Raw genomic sequence first — 14198 nt, forward strand, 5'->3', positions numbered from 1 at the left:
TCCCAAAAGTTAAACATACTTTTGGGGCGATTTTTTATGGATGTTGTCATGAAAAATGAACAAAGCATCCATCGTTTAAAATGATTATAATAATATATATGGAAGAAAGTTATGAAAGGGAAAATACTATGGAGAAAAATATGGAAGTATTTGCTGGAACAGATCGTCTTCTATTAAGAAAATTTCAGACGGATGATATTGAAAGTTTTTACACATATCGGGCTGATCCTGAAATTGCTAAATATCAATCGTGGGAGAATTATCAATATCACGAAGCAAAAACGTTCGTGCATCACCAAATAAATCATGTTCCTAATCAGCCAGGGACATGGTACCAATTCGCCATTGCTTTGAAGGAAACGAATGAGCTTATTGGAGATTGCGCACTTCACACGCCTTTAAGTGAACCACGCATTGTAGAAATTGGATTTACCCTTTCTCCGGAACATCAGGGGAAGGGATATGCAAAGGAAGCGGTTTGCGCGTTAATAAATTATCTTTTCCATTCATTAAAGAAACATAAAGTCATTGCCTTTACGGATGTGAGAAATAACAATTCTATTGCCGTACTTGAGCGTATAGGGATGAGACGCGAAGGTCATTTCTTACAAAACTATATGTCCAAGGGACAATGGGTGGATGAATATCAATATTCTATTTTAGCGTCTGAATGGGAGAGCAGTAAATTTGACTGTAAGCTTCAGACGAAAGGAGAGCAGCGTGACAATGAACATTCTTGAAACAGAACGACTAATATTGCGCTTACAAACAACGGATGATGCGCCATTTATTCTTGAGCTAGTGAATGATCCCTCGTGGATACAATTTATCGGTGACCGCGGTGTGAAGACCGTAGAGGAGGCGGCTCGTTATATAGAAAATGGTGCAATACGGATGTATGAGCAATTCGGATTTTGCCTATATGTAGTGGAAAAAACGGAAGATCAAACCCCGATAGGAATATGCGGTTTCGTCAAAAGAGATAATTTAGAGGATGTAGATATTGGTTTCGCGTTTCTCCCTGATTATTGGGGAAAGGGATATGCCTATGAAGCAGCATCAGCCGTTTTAGCCTATGGTCTAGAGACACTAGGATTTAATCGAATTGTGGCTATTACTACCCAAGATAATCATGCGTCAGCTAAGTTACTCGAAAGAATAGGCTTGCAGTTTGAAAAGGTCATCCAATTTTCCAATGATTCTGAGGAACTTAGACTGTTCTCATTAGATGATGAAAGTTAATGAATATAAAAAGGTCAGTCTGAAGTGTTAGCTCACTACAGACCGACTCTCCATTTGCTATTACATTACTGCTGTGCCCAGTATTTATCCATATTCTGGTCTAAATAAACCCAGCCCTTCCAGCCAATATGAATCGTATCCATTATAAAATAAGGGTCGTACTCATGGTCTGTAAAATCAACATAGTCGACATTGGCATCCTTTAATAGTTGTGCCATCTTCTCATAATATTGTTGTCGTCGTTCTTTAGAATAGCCATTATAATCATACCAATAGCCGTTAACGGGAATAGAGACGAATAATGGCTTAGCACCAGCATCCTTTAACACATCCATAACTAGCTGAAAATCCTTGTACTCAGGAGATTCCGTATAATCTTCATGCTTTCGCATATTCTTAAACTTTGAAAAATTAGCGTTAACCAGTCGCTTGTAAGCTCTATTTTCAATCATATATTCATTGGAGACACGTTTCTCCCCATAGGCTTCAGCATGCTGTATTTGCTGTTCAAAGCTTTGGTCCGCAACGAGCTTATCATTATTTTTTAATGAATGCCCCTTGCGAGGGAATAGCGAATAGTAGAGATCCTTTTTTTCTAGTAATTCCTTGTGAAAGCGGCCCGCTATCATAGCCATACGTCCTGTAACAGGATGTTTTTTGCCATTAGACATTTGATATTGATACATCGTTTTTAAGAGACGATCTCGCTCAACGGTATCAAATTCTAGCAGGCGCTCCATAGCCTGTTTACGGAGATGAGCATCCATGTCACGATTAAACGCTAAGTCATAGGCATGTAACATAGAATAATTCGGTGAAAAATGGAATTCACCCATACCTTTTTCCGTAAACCATTGGGGTGAAATAATAAAAACTAATTTTTTGCCCTCTAAATTTTTCTCTTGCGCAGCAAAATTTAAGAAATGCGTAATGGACTGCATCCCACCACGACCAATCATAAATGTCGTATACGGGGCATCTGTTGCTCGAGCATAATTATAAGGGTGAAACGGGTCAAATCGATTTAATTCAGAGGAACCGTATAAAGGCATGGAAGTAGGCTCCTGTAACATTCGCTCCTGTAAATACGTGCCTTGAAAGACGAGTGGAGACATATTTGTTTTGGCTTGCTCCACATCATCTTCTGATATCCATGCTTTGATCCAAGAATTTGGAAAGAAGACAAAGCCGGAAAACAGGGCTAAGGCAATAAATAGTGATAGAAAGCCTTTTTTTATCATTGTCTTTCAGCTAACTTCCCTGCAATACGATTCGGCGTGTTCCATTCTTCACGATTAAAATCAGTAATAGGTACAGAAATATTAAAACGGTTCTCAATTTCTACCAATAAATTAATGGTACCAAAGGAATCAAGAAGACCTTCCTCGAATAGATCGATATCTGGGTTTTCTACAATAATTTCATCTTCACATAACTCCACTAGCATTTCTAAAACTTGTTGTTTTTCCATTAATAATTCTCCTTTATTGAACAGGCTTTATTTGTAGAAAGCCTTTAGTTAAAATAATTTCCCTGAAAAGATATAGAAGCCAAAACATACGGCATTGAACGTGATAAATACACCAATGGCATGCGTCCATTTATTTTTTGGCCAAAGCTTATGCTTTTTATTCCAGCGTTCGAATTTATCGAAGCTAATAATTAATAAGGCATGATAGAGACCATAAACGACAAAATGCCATTCGAGGCCATGCCAAATGCCCATTAAAAAGAATAGTAAAAAGAACCCTATATATGAAATGGCGAATTTATTTTTCAGCCATTTTTTCTTCGTCATCCAAAGAACAAAGCGCATATAAACATAATCTCTGAACCAGAAGGAAAGACTCATATGCCAACGATTCCAAAAGTCTTTAATATTGCGACTGGCAAATGGACGGTTAAAGTTAATAGGTGTTTGAATGCCCATTATTCGGCTTACACCTACTGCGAATGCACTATAGCCTGCAAAATCAAAGAATAAGTAAAAGCTATACATATACATATACGCTAACTGTCCTTGGAAAGGTGTCAAATAGTTATACGTATGGTTTGGCAAATAAATAAGTGTGTAGTTGTAGATTAAATAAGCCAATATAAATTTATATAAAAAGCCCACAAAGATATAGTTAATGCCACTTAGTAACAGCTTTTGATAGTCTTCCGAAGAGGGAACCGAATGAAAATCCTTCGTAAAACGGCGCCAACGATCGATAGGACCCGACGATACTGTAGGAAAGAACAGTAAAAAATAGGCCAGTTCGACGATAGAGACTTTTTCCTTCATTAAGCCGTCGCGTGTTTCTAAAATCATTTGCACTGCTTTAAACGTAATGTAGGACACACCAAGGAAGCCGAATAAATGATGCAGACCAAGGATAGGCAAAATCTTCACTAGCACAAGCGGCAAAATCGACAGGAGCACAGCCATGACAAAAACGGGTCCATTATTTTGCTGCAGTCGATAGCGTTGATAAGCCGTAATAAGCACTATTTGAAAGACCGTAAACAATATTAACGAAATTGATCCGTTCAAGGAGTGTCCAAAGATAAGAGCTAAAACAATCAACGATACCAATAAATTATAATGCTTCGCAGACTTGCCACGTAAACCTAATAAAATAGTAGGTAGCAATAATAGTCCAATAATGAGAAAGAATGCTATATTTCCATAAGGCGTCATACTGTTTCCATAACCGCCAATCCTTTACGATCGACTTTACCATTTGGATTTAGCGGTAAAGCATCCATATATTTAAACGTTCTAGGTATCATATAGGCTGGTAAATACTCCGATAATAGGGTCTTCAACTGCTTAGTCATTTTAAAAGCAGAGTCCGCTAAAGGCTCACGCAAAACGATATGAGCATTTAGAGAAACAATTTCATTATCTTTATGGACAGGAACAACTACACAGCTTGAAACAGGTGGCAGGTTACTAATTTGTTTCTCAATCTCCTCGATCTCTAAGCGATAACCATGTAATTTTACTTGGAAATCCTTGCGACCTAAAAAGAACAAATACCCATCTTGCTCATAGCCCATATCTCCTGTTTGATAGATGCGATGACCAGCTATGGTTGGAAAGGCTTTAGCTGTTAACTCGGGTGCTCCTAAATAGCCTGCACTGACAGTTGGCCCCGAAATAACAATTTCTCCATCATCTAATAAAGAAACGTTTCCCTCAGAAATAGGAGCAATCGGTAATTGCTCAAATTGTTCTATTAATGCTTCAGTTACTTTTACATAGGATACAGCGACAGTCGTTTCCGTAGGTCCGTATAAATTATAAATAGTGGCCTGTGGAAAACGTTGCATGAGCTCTTTAATGACAGGTATTGGTAAAACCTCACCGCAGAATAAAAAGGTATCTAATGCAGGCATGAGCCTTTGCTCCCATTCCTTGTTCATTAAGCACATCTTGGCAAAGGAAGGGGTAGACGTCCAAACACGAGTGTTGGACAACGCTAATGAGTCAAATAAAGCTCGCGGGTTGGCGATTTCTTGTTGTGTAATTGCATAAAGTGTATGCCCTCCTACAAGAGCTGGATAGAGATCCATGACGGATAAGTCAAAAGAATAGGGAGCTTGATTTAAAAATACGCCTGATTCCTGTATGGGAAAATTATCCTGCATCCAAGTAACGAAATGAGCTAAATTATTGGCAGTTATTTGGACGCCCTTTGGCTGCCCAGTTGAGCCAGAAGTGTAAATGATATAATGAATGTCCTCCTGCTGCACCCAGCTTGTTGCTGCTGGACTGTCTTGGAGGGAGGATGAGTCTAACACTTCACTCACTGCTACTACAGGTATGTTTGTTAGCATCTGTAATGGTTCTGTCGTGAATACTAGACAAGCTTTCGATGCCTCCAAAATTAACTGTAATCTTTCAGACGGTGTTGACGAGTCAACGGGTACATATGGGTGTCCCGCCTTTACTGCGCCCAAAAAGGCAGCAATCTGTAAAGGGGACATATGTCCATAAACGACAATGGGCTGCTGTCTCTGCAAATGATGTGCCATGATATAATCGGCTATACAATCCGAATAATGCCAAAGCTCACCATATGTTAAGGAGGCATTGTGGGTTTGATAAGCAGTTTTTTGTGGCTGTTGGATGGCCACACGTTCGATAGCTGCTAAAATACTTAACATCAGTAAAACTCCTTTATTTAAAATTCCGTATATATAAATGGTCCAGCGTTCATATCATGAAAGCCATGTATAAGAAACAACAGCACCAAAACGATCAAATAAAATAACGTGAATCCGATAAAGCGTAGATACTCATTATTTTTGATGGATTCCATTTGTCCACCTCCAATGAAAAAAAGTATAGGATTAAACTTTCAAAAAATACTAATTTACTAGTTAAAAATCCTTACCTTATGTTTTTAACACTGATTTGACGGAATGTGGAGAAAAATGTTGCTGGATTAAGGTGAATTCATTAAATCATAAGATTAATTTAAGGTAAATTTAAGGTTCTGGGGGAATGTACAAGAATTACAAACTGTTGGATGGCTATTTTTATGTAAAAAGGGCACGAACATAAGGGAATAATCTCAACTTATGTTCGTGCCCTTATTTTTATTTCACGGCCTCTATAACTTTTTTAGAAACATAAAATTCAGAACCATTGTAAACATTAATGGTATTGAATGTGTGGGTTTTTGTTGTATTTTTTGAAGTGTGTTCATAAATCATTGCGTTTTTGTTAACAGGAATTTTCACCGTCACATCTGCCTTTTGAGCAACGAAGGTTGGGTTTTCTTTATCGGATAGATCTATTTTTGTTGTAAAGCCTTTCTCTGTAAATGCCTTTGTAGCTGGCACATACAAATCATCTGTTAAAGACTTTAGGTCGAAGCCCATAAATTGCGCCATTGAATGAGCTAAATCCGTGTTTTCAACGAGTCCAGTTAATTTAGAAGGACCAAATGAATAAAGAAAGACATCTTCTCCCGTATGACCACCCGTCGTATAACCAATGTTCGCACGGTTTGCAAGCATTTTTACCATTTCGCTACCGACATCTTTCGCAGATTTTAATGTAGAAAGCTCGTCCTTCGTTAATGGATCTAATCCATACAGAGCAGCTACCTCCACAATATTGGAACGGTCTTCTTTTAGTTGGCTTAAAGCCCCTTCAACGGTCATGGAAGCCTTTTTTAATGGATCAATATAAGCTGAAACAGGAATGCTTGAATAGGTACTAGTAGTATTGGCGTTCCCCATCGTAATTCCGCTATTTCCATGGTCTGTAACTGCGATGACTAATGTATTCCCATCTTCCTTTGCGAAATCAACGGCTTCTTTTACGGCATCATCAAACGACAAAATATCGCTTATTATACCGATGGTGTCATTGGCATGTGCAGCCCAGTCTACCTTACTACCTTCAACAAAAAGGAAGAAGCCATCCTTATCCTTTTTAAGCGTGTTAATTGCTTTATTCGTCATTTCAGCAAGTGTAGGCTCTGATTTCCTAGTTTTGGCACGATCTAAATCATACGCCAAGGCACTTGGTGCAAAGCTTCCCCAAATTTTTGAAGATGGACTATTTAATAACTCATCACGAGTATGCACTAAATCATATTGATTATCCTTCAATACCTTCATTAAATCCTCGCCGTCCTTGCGGGCATTTTTAGACGTACCTGGTGTCAGCGATTCTAAACCGCCACCTAAGACAATGTCAATATTTTGATAAACCTGTTGTTCCGCAATATCTCCATATTGGCTCCTATTGTTAGCATGTGCTGAGAAACCGGCAGGCGTTGCATGTTGAATTTCAGAGGTAGAGATCAAGCCAGTCGCTTTCCCCTGCTGTTTAGCACCTTCTAATACATTGGCTACGGGTCTAAAGGCATCCTTCTTATCTATTTGCGCTAATCCAGGTGAAGTAATCTCCGATGGGAGCACCCCTATATATTTATCATTCGATTTATGTCCCGTCGCTAATGCAGTAGCGGCAGGGGCAGAGTCAGTAATGGCTGATTCAGCAGAGTAAGTGCGCATTGCACCCGATAAAATTTCATCCATTGCTAAGCTTTCCCCTTTATACCAACGGGAAAGTGTTACAGCATTATTACTGCTTCCATCCATCACTAGCATGATGACATTTGTCGGTTTTTTTACTTTAGCTGCTTGTACATCTTGCTGTGGAATACTAACTGCGGATAAAGTCACTGCACTTGCTAAAAATAATGAAGCCCATTTTTTTGCGTATTTCATGATTTTCCTCCTTTAGATGAATGATCAACTGTAAGTGTAAAGGAAGGGTGTAAAGCCACCGTTAAAAAATTGTTAATAAAATATGGTAATACTGTAAATGTGAAGGGAAAGCGGTGTGGTTGGCCAACTGAAGCAGAGGGAGATAGAATCTGTGTGAAATCCGCACACAGATTCTATGTAGGTTACAAATTTTGTTGATGCATGGAGCCGTCAAGTGTTTCGTAATACAAAATACCATCTTGGATGTTCAAGTTCAGTACCTCGTCTTCGAATAATACCTCCTCGGAACCGTCCTGGACATTTATTTTTGTTAAATAGCCAGCATTATCATAGTCACTACAATAAATAGATTGTTGGTCAGTCACTAAATAATAGCAGGCAGTTGCAGAAATTTGTTTATGTTCATTTGTCGTTAAGTCATAGGAATAAACTGTACTATCGCTCATGCTGTTATAATAGATCACATTATCTACTGTATTGGCATACCACATATCATGCATAAAATCATAAGCATTACTAGTTGCGGCAAAATAGTTTTCATTGGCCCATAAATGATCTTGACTTAGTTTTTCATCATTGACCAAAAAGTATTCGTAGGAAATTGTAAAGGGCTCGGTAGGTGCAACGTCATTCCAAGTTGTATCGAGATGATACCAATTGCCATTAACCTGGACTAAATTCCAGGCATGTAGCTGATCTTCACTATAGCCATAGACGTATTTCGCATCGAGATTAGATGCTACTAATAGACGGTAAGTAAGTAAAGCATAAGCCTGACATACAGCAGTTTCTTCATTAATTAATTCGAAAACGGATTGACCTTCAGTAGAGCCCTGTTCCGTATATGTGGCTAGCTGTACAACATAATCATTAATGACTTTCGCACGATCAAAGTCTGTCATGTCTTTGGTAATATATTGATTCGCGAACGTCTCCACATATTGGTCTACCTTTTTTTCTTTCTTCGCATCAGTTAAATATTGTATGGACAATTCTACTGAATAACCATTATCGGTTTCCCAAGCGCTCCATTCATAATATAAGAAATAACCAGCTGTATAAGGGTCAACGAAGGTAATCAGGTTATTTAAATCATTGAGCTGTACTTCAAAATCCTCAAAATCCAGCTTCCCTGTATAAGAAACCTCAAAGTGCTCTTCAAATTGAGCAACCTGCTTCTCCACTTTTTTTGCAAATTGTAGTAAAGCGGGATCATCCTTAAATAAAGTGGTTGAAAATAAATCGGTAGGTGAAAATGAGGCAGATAATGCTTTGCTTTCTGGTATTTTTATATCAGTATTTGTTTCATTTGGTTCTTCTGTTAATGTTGTTGTCATTGTGACATCCTCTTCATCTTGTAGTAGGATGTCGATTGCCTTTGAGCATGCTGTAAAAAAGGGAATGGTGCAGCATAATAAAAGCAGTGCTATTTTTTTGTTCAATACATAAATCCTCCAATAAAATATAATTTTTTCCATTATAATCTAAAATTAGAGGAGGTGTTATCCACAAATAGTCGGATAATCCGACAAATAGATGTACGTGAAGAGGAAAAATTCCTACTAAACAGAAAGCTAAGTTTGTCATGGCAACCTTTTTTTGTTATAATATAGTCTGTTGTGATGTTTCAAAGTTCGGGAGGTGCAGTGAATGCATACAGTAGTATTAGTTTCATTAGTTATCGTATCATTAGCGTTGATCGTGGTGGTATTACTTCAATCTAGTAAAAGTGCAGGCTTATCAGGTGCCATCTCGGGTGGAGCTGAGCAACTATTTGGAAAGCAAAAAGCGCGTGGTATGGATTTAATCCTTCACCGTGCAACAATTGTGTTAGCTATACTATTCTTTATTTTAGCAATCGCTATTACAAAAATCTAATAGTTGAAGATCTATCGCCTAACCACATTGGTTGGGCGTTTTCTTTTATCATAACCAAATGGAAAATTTTCTCGATGGAGTAAAAATTGAAATGTAATGTTATAGCCTAATGTTATGCTCGAGGCATCATCGAGAGGGCTATAATGGGTATAGTATATATGAGCGTTTTAGGATGAAGGAGTGCTTACCATGAATAAATCTTTATCACAGCCATTTTTCTTTCAAGCAGGACCACGTGCCGTTTTATTACTACATGGCTTTACAGGTAGCTCGGCAGACGTTCGCATGCTTGGTAGATTTTTAGAGAAAAAAGGGTATACTACTTTAGCACCTCACTATAAAGGTCACGGTGTGGAACCTGAGGAACTTATCACAACAGGTCCAGCAGACTGGTGGCAAGATGTCGTGGCCGCCTATAAACAGTTACAGGATGCTGGCTATGAAGAAATTGCTGTTGCTGGCCTTTCATTAGGCGGTGTAATGGCATTAAATGTAGCCTTAAACAACCCTGTTAAAGGAATTGTTACGATGTGTGCACCTATGACTATGCGTACAACAGACGTCATGTTTGAGGGTGTTTTGAAATATGCTAAAGACTATAAAAAGTTCCAAGGTAAACAGGAGGAACAAATCGAAACAGAAGTAGCACTCATTGCTGAAAAAGGCATGCCGTCTCTCCAAGAGTTACGTGAATTTATTACGCGTACTCGTCAAGAAATCGACATGATTTATGCCCCTATTTTTGTCGTTCAAGCTACAAATGATGAGGTAATAGAGACAGAATCTGCCAACATTATATATAATCAAACTGAGTCACTTGATAAGCATATGAAGTGGTATGAAAACTCAAAACATGTTATTACGTTAGATCAAGAAAAAGATCAATTACATGAAGATATTTATCGCTTTTTAGAAAGCCTAAATTGGGCACAATAAAATTATAAATAGGATTTTCTCATGAAGGAGGGAATATGTATGAAAGACCAAAAAGATACACTACAAAGTCGGTTACTCGTTTTTTTCGGCCAAGATGATTACAAACCATTAACTGTCGGTGAAATAGAGGATGAATTTGGCTTTGAGGATGCGGAAGAATTTAAGGAGCTTGTCAAAACATTAGTCCGTATGGAAGGACAGGGCTTAGTTGTTCGTTCTCGCTCCAATCGTTATGGCCTACCAGAACGTATGAATTTACTAAGAGGTAAATTTATCGGTCACGCGAAGGGTTTCGGCTTTGTAGCGCCTGATGTTGAGGGCATGGATGATGTGTTCATTCCACCGCATGAAATTAATGGGGCTATAAATGGAGATATCGTTCTTATTCGTGTGTTAAAAGAATCATTTGGTGATCGCCGTGAAGGGACTGTAACTAAGGTCGTTGAACGTGGTCAAACAAGCTTTGTCGGCACATTCCAAGCTAATCGTGGCTTTGGCTTTGTTGTCTTAGACGATAAAAAGCTGCCAATGGATATCTTTATTGCAAAAGGAGATACATTAGGCGCTGTTGATGGCCATAAGGTTGTGGTCGAAGTAGCCACATGGCCTGAAGATTTAAAATCGGCTACAGGCTATATTACAAAAATTTTAGGGCATAAAAATGATCCAGGCGTGGATATTTTATCCATTTTATATAAGCACGATATTCCACCTGAATTCCCAGACGAAGTCATCGCTGCTGCACAACGTGTGCCAGATGATATTACAGAGGCTGATTTAGTAGGTCGTCGTGATTTACGTCATGAAACGATTGTAACCATCGATGGGGCTGACGCAAAGGACTTGGATGACGCAGTAACCGTCATAAAAAATGTAGATGGTACTTATAAGCTTGGCGTACATATTGCAGACGTTAGTTATTATGTAACGCAAGGCTCTGTCATCGATCTTGAAGCCTATGACCGTGCAACAAGTGTTTATTTAACAGATCGTGTGATCCCAATGATTCCGCATCGACTTTCAAACGGTATTTGTTCATTAAATCCACAGGTTGACCGTTTAACACTATCCTGTGAAATGATTATTGATGCGAGTGGGAATGTTATTTCACATGAAATTTTCCAAAGTGTTATTAAAACAACTGAACGTATGACGTATAAGGATGTCTACAAAATTTTAGAGGAGCAAGATGAAGCGTTAATCAAACGCTACGAGCCACTTGTTCCGATGTTTAAAAATATGGCAGAGCTATCTGGCATTTTACGTCGTAAACGTGAATCTCGAGGTGCCATTGACTTTGACTTTAAAGAATCTAAAGTCATCGTGAATGAGGAAGGTTGGCCAGTTGATATTGAGATACGTGAACGTACAGTAGCGGAGAAGCTAATTGAAGATTTCATGCTAGCTGCTAATGAAACAGTAGCGGAGCACTTCCACTGGATGAATGTACCGTTCATATACCGTATTCACGAAGATCCAAAGCCAGAAAAGCTTCAACGATTCTTTGAATTTGTTACGAACTTCGGGATTTTAATTAAAGGTACAGGCAATACTGTGCATCCTAAAGCATTACAGGATGTTCTGAAAGCCATTGAAGGTATGCCAGAGGAGCCTGTTATTTCAACGATGCTGCTACGCTCGATGCAACAGGCGAAATATTACCCAGAAAGCCTAGGTCACTTTGGCCTATCAACTGATTTCTATACACACTTCACATCACCAATTCGCCGTTATCCGGACTTAATCGTACACCGATTAATCCGTACGTATTTAATTAATAAGGATACTTCTCGAGAAACGGTTGCACAGTGGGGAATGGCAATGGATGAAATTGCTGACCACACATCCGAGCGTGAACGCCGTGCGGTTGATGCAGAACGTGATACAGATGCTTTGAAAAAGGCACAATATATGTCTGATAAAATTGGCGAAGAATTCGAAGGAATCGTATCATCCATTACCAACTTCGGTATTTTCGTGGAGTTGCCAAACACGATTGAAGGACTTGTCCATATTAGTAATATGACAGATGATTACTACCGTTTCGATGATCGTCAAATGATCATGATCGGTGAACGTACAAATCGTCAATTCCGTATTGGTGATGAAGTAACAGTCCGTGTTGCCAATGTCATTATTGAGGAGTCATCCATTGACTTTGAAATCGTTGGAATGGTAACTTCATATGGACGAACACGCAAAGCCGCGCCGACTGTTATTCACGCACGTAAAAATTATAACGACAATAAAGGTGAACGCAGTCGCAGAAGCACACGTAGCGATGACGAAAAAGGCGGGCGTGGTGGCAGCCGTAGAAGCAGTCGCCAAGAAGAGGAAAGCGGAAGTCGAGATACTAAACGCGGTGAACGCCGTGAAGGTGACCGTGATCCACGTGGACGTCGCAAAGATGACTCTAGCAGCCCAGGTCCTAAAAAACGCGTGAAACAAAAGCAAAAATTCTATGAAGGCATTGCAAAGAAAAACAAAAAGAAAAAATCAAAACGTAAATAAGCATGAGCGAAAGTGTCCTAAGTACGGATACTTTCGCTCAAGCTCAACCTTTAAGTAGAGGGTGAATCAAATGGCAAAAGGTTCAGGAAAAGTATTAGCACAAAACAAAAAAGCTGGACATGATTACTTTATTGAAGAGACAATCGAAGCAGGCATGGTCCTAACCGGTACAGAAATCAAATCCATTCGTGCAGGCAAGGCCCAGCTAAAAGACTCCTACGTCCGCATTACCAATGGCGAAGCATGGATTAGCAATATGCATGTCAGCCCGTTCGATCAAGGGAACCGTTTCAACCACGACCCACTACGCGCCCGCAAATTGCTTCTCCATAAAAAGCAAATCGGCGAGCTAGTCGGTGCCGTCAAACGTGACGGCTACACAATCGTCCCATTGAAAATGTACATCAAGGACGGCTATGCCAAGCTCTTAATCGGCGTCGGCAAAGGGAAAAAAGACTACGATAAACGCAACGACATGCGCAAAAAAGAAGCCAAACGCGAAATGGAACGCACCTTCAAATCCAATAACCAATATTAATAGATTATCAGAAAGCTCACCTAGTTGTTGGTGAGCTTTTTGTTTTGGTTGGGGGAGTTGCGGGGGGCGGGGTGAGCTGGAGTAGTGGATAGGATTGGGGAAGTGATGGATAGAATCGTGAAAGTGACGGATAGAAGTTAAAGTATGGTGGAATAGAACAGAGAAAGCGATGGATAGCCTCTAAGTCCAAGCCCATGTTTCCTACTAGAGCGGTACACTTGAACTATCGCTCATTATGTTTTATAATATGAATTACTGATTGCCAGATTTCATGGAAGCGTACTTTTAAGCTCCCACCGTACTAGAAGCAATTCTAGCTCTTTGTTTGAACGAGGCTCAACCGCTTCGATTCATATATCAAGGGGACGTTACGGATTCGACAGGGATGGTTCAAGCTTTAGTCGCGCGTCGGAGGGCTCGGCTCCGTCATCAACGACAGTTATATAATAACTGGCAAACAACAAAACTTAGCTTTCGCAGCGTAAGCTCGTAAGCGCTCTGCCTCTCTATCGCCCATGTAGAGAACGTGGGGCCCAACTTTAGTGGGATACGGTCGATGGTGCCACCTGAGTCATCGGCAAGAGATTTCCAGGTTAGCGTACAGGACGCCTGTTTGTCGGCATAATGTTACGCGAATCGTAAATAGGCAAACTACACGCGTAGAAGCTGAAGTATTGGAGTCTTTGGACGCGGGTTCGACTCCCGCCGTCTCCATACCATGAGATTCACTGAATTTCACTGAGTGTCATAAATGTTGTTAAGTCAACGTTTATGGCACTTTTTTAATGCCTTTGAGTTGTACTGAATTGGAGTGAATCCTTATTAAAAACCTTATTAAAAACCTTATTAACCTTTG

The 14198-nt window shown here is 39.5% G+C and carries 13 protein-coding genes and 1 other RNA gene; 7 read left to right on the forward strand and 7 right to left on the reverse strand.

Features of this window, described 5'->3' with window-relative positions; genetic code table 11:
- The first annotated feature begins 128 nt into the window (after positions 1–128).
- Positions 129–740, forward strand: coding sequence for a GNAT family N-acetyltransferase (locus C9J29_RS15930; RefSeq protein ID WP_089986245.1), 612 nt, complete (start codon positions 129–131; stop codon positions 738–740).
- The gene (locus tag C9J29_RS15935; RefSeq protein ID WP_008173208.1) at positions 727–1242 is read left to right on the forward strand and encodes a GNAT family N-acetyltransferase; all 516 of its coding nucleotides are present in this window, start codon (positions 727–729) and stop codon (positions 1240–1242) included. The genes C9J29_RS15930 and C9J29_RS15935 overlap by 14 nt, the downstream gene beginning before the upstream one ends.
- Positions 1243–1307: 65 nt before the next feature.
- Here C9J29_RS15935 and dltD read toward each other — a convergent pair whose 3' ends face one another.
- The 7 genes from dltD to C9J29_RS15970 all read right to left on the reverse strand — a co-directional run bounded on the left by dltD (position 1308) and on the right by C9J29_RS15970 (position 8921).
- Entirely contained in the window at positions 1308–2483 is a 1176-nt protein-coding gene (dltD, locus tag C9J29_RS15940; RefSeq protein ID WP_089986244.1) for a D-alanyl-lipoteichoic acid biosynthesis protein DltD, read from the reverse strand.
- Positions 2480–2713 carry a D-alanine--poly(phosphoribitol) ligase subunit 2 gene (dltC, locus tag C9J29_RS15945; RefSeq protein ID WP_008173205.1) on the reverse strand — a complete coding sequence of 78 codons (234 nt, stop codon included), beginning with the start codon at positions 2711–2713 and terminating at the stop codon, positions 2480–2482. The genes dltD and dltC overlap by 4 nt, the downstream gene beginning before the upstream one ends.
- A gap of 48 nt (positions 2714–2761) precedes the next feature.
- Entirely contained in the window at positions 2762–3925 is a 1164-nt protein-coding gene (dltB, locus tag C9J29_RS15950; protein WP_036221103.1) for a D-alanyl-lipoteichoic acid biosynthesis protein DltB, read from the reverse strand.
- Positions 3922–5397, reverse strand: a complete 1476-nt coding sequence (gene dltA / locus C9J29_RS15955) for a D-alanine--poly(phosphoribitol) ligase subunit DltA (RefSeq protein ID WP_089986243.1) — start codon at positions 5395–5397, stop codon at positions 3922–3924. Before dltA ends, dltB begins: the two co-directional genes overlap by 4 nt.
- A gap of 17 nt (positions 5398–5414) precedes the next feature.
- Positions 5415–5552, reverse strand: coding sequence for a teichoic acid D-Ala incorporation-associated protein DltX (locus C9J29_RS15960; protein ID WP_025116578.1), 138 nt, complete (start codon positions 5550–5552; stop codon positions 5415–5417).
- Between the two features lie 280 nt (positions 5553–5832).
- On the reverse strand, positions 5833–7479 hold the full coding sequence (locus C9J29_RS15965) for an alkaline phosphatase (RefSeq protein WP_107922415.1): 1647 nt from the start codon (positions 7477–7479) through the stop codon (positions 5833–5835).
- A 182-nt stretch (positions 7480–7661) separates the two neighbouring features.
- The gene (locus tag C9J29_RS15970) at positions 7662–8921 is read right to left on the reverse strand and encodes a transglutaminase domain-containing protein (protein WP_090003058.1); all 1260 of its coding nucleotides are present in this window, start codon (positions 8919–8921) and stop codon (positions 7662–7664) included.
- 208 nt (positions 8922–9129) lie between these two features.
- Between C9J29_RS15970 and secG the strand changes: the two genes are divergently transcribed.
- The 5 genes from secG to ssrA all read left to right on the forward strand — a co-directional run bounded on the left by secG (position 9130) and on the right by ssrA (position 14059).
- A complete protein-coding gene (secG, locus tag C9J29_RS15975) occupies positions 9130–9357 on the forward strand; it encodes a preprotein translocase subunit SecG (protein ID WP_008173196.1) in 228 nt (75 codons plus the stop codon).
- A 189-nt stretch (positions 9358–9546) separates the two neighbouring features.
- Positions 9547–10293: an alpha/beta hydrolase gene (locus tag C9J29_RS15980; RefSeq protein WP_036120159.1), complete on the forward strand. Its 747-nt coding sequence runs from the start codon at positions 9547–9549 to the stop codon at positions 10291–10293.
- A gap of 39 nt (positions 10294–10332) precedes the next feature.
- On the forward strand, positions 10333–12804 hold the full coding sequence (gene rnr, locus C9J29_RS15985; protein ID WP_096364832.1) for a ribonuclease R: 2472 nt from the start codon (positions 10333–10335) through the stop codon (positions 12802–12804).
- 70 nt (positions 12805–12874) lie between these two features.
- Positions 12875–13342: an SsrA-binding protein SmpB gene (smpB, locus tag C9J29_RS15990; RefSeq protein WP_008181258.1), complete on the forward strand. Its 468-nt coding sequence runs from the start codon at positions 12875–12877 to the stop codon at positions 13340–13342.
- Between the two features lie 361 nt (positions 13343–13703).
- Positions 13704–14059, forward strand: a transfer-messenger RNA (tmRNA) gene (gene ssrA, locus C9J29_RS15995).
- The last annotated feature ends 139 nt before the right edge of the window (positions 14060–14198 follow it).

This window comes from Lysinibacillus fusiformis, from assembly GCF_003049525.1.
Lineage (GTDB): Bacteria > Bacillota > Bacilli > Bacillales_A > Planococcaceae > Lysinibacillus > Lysinibacillus fusiformis.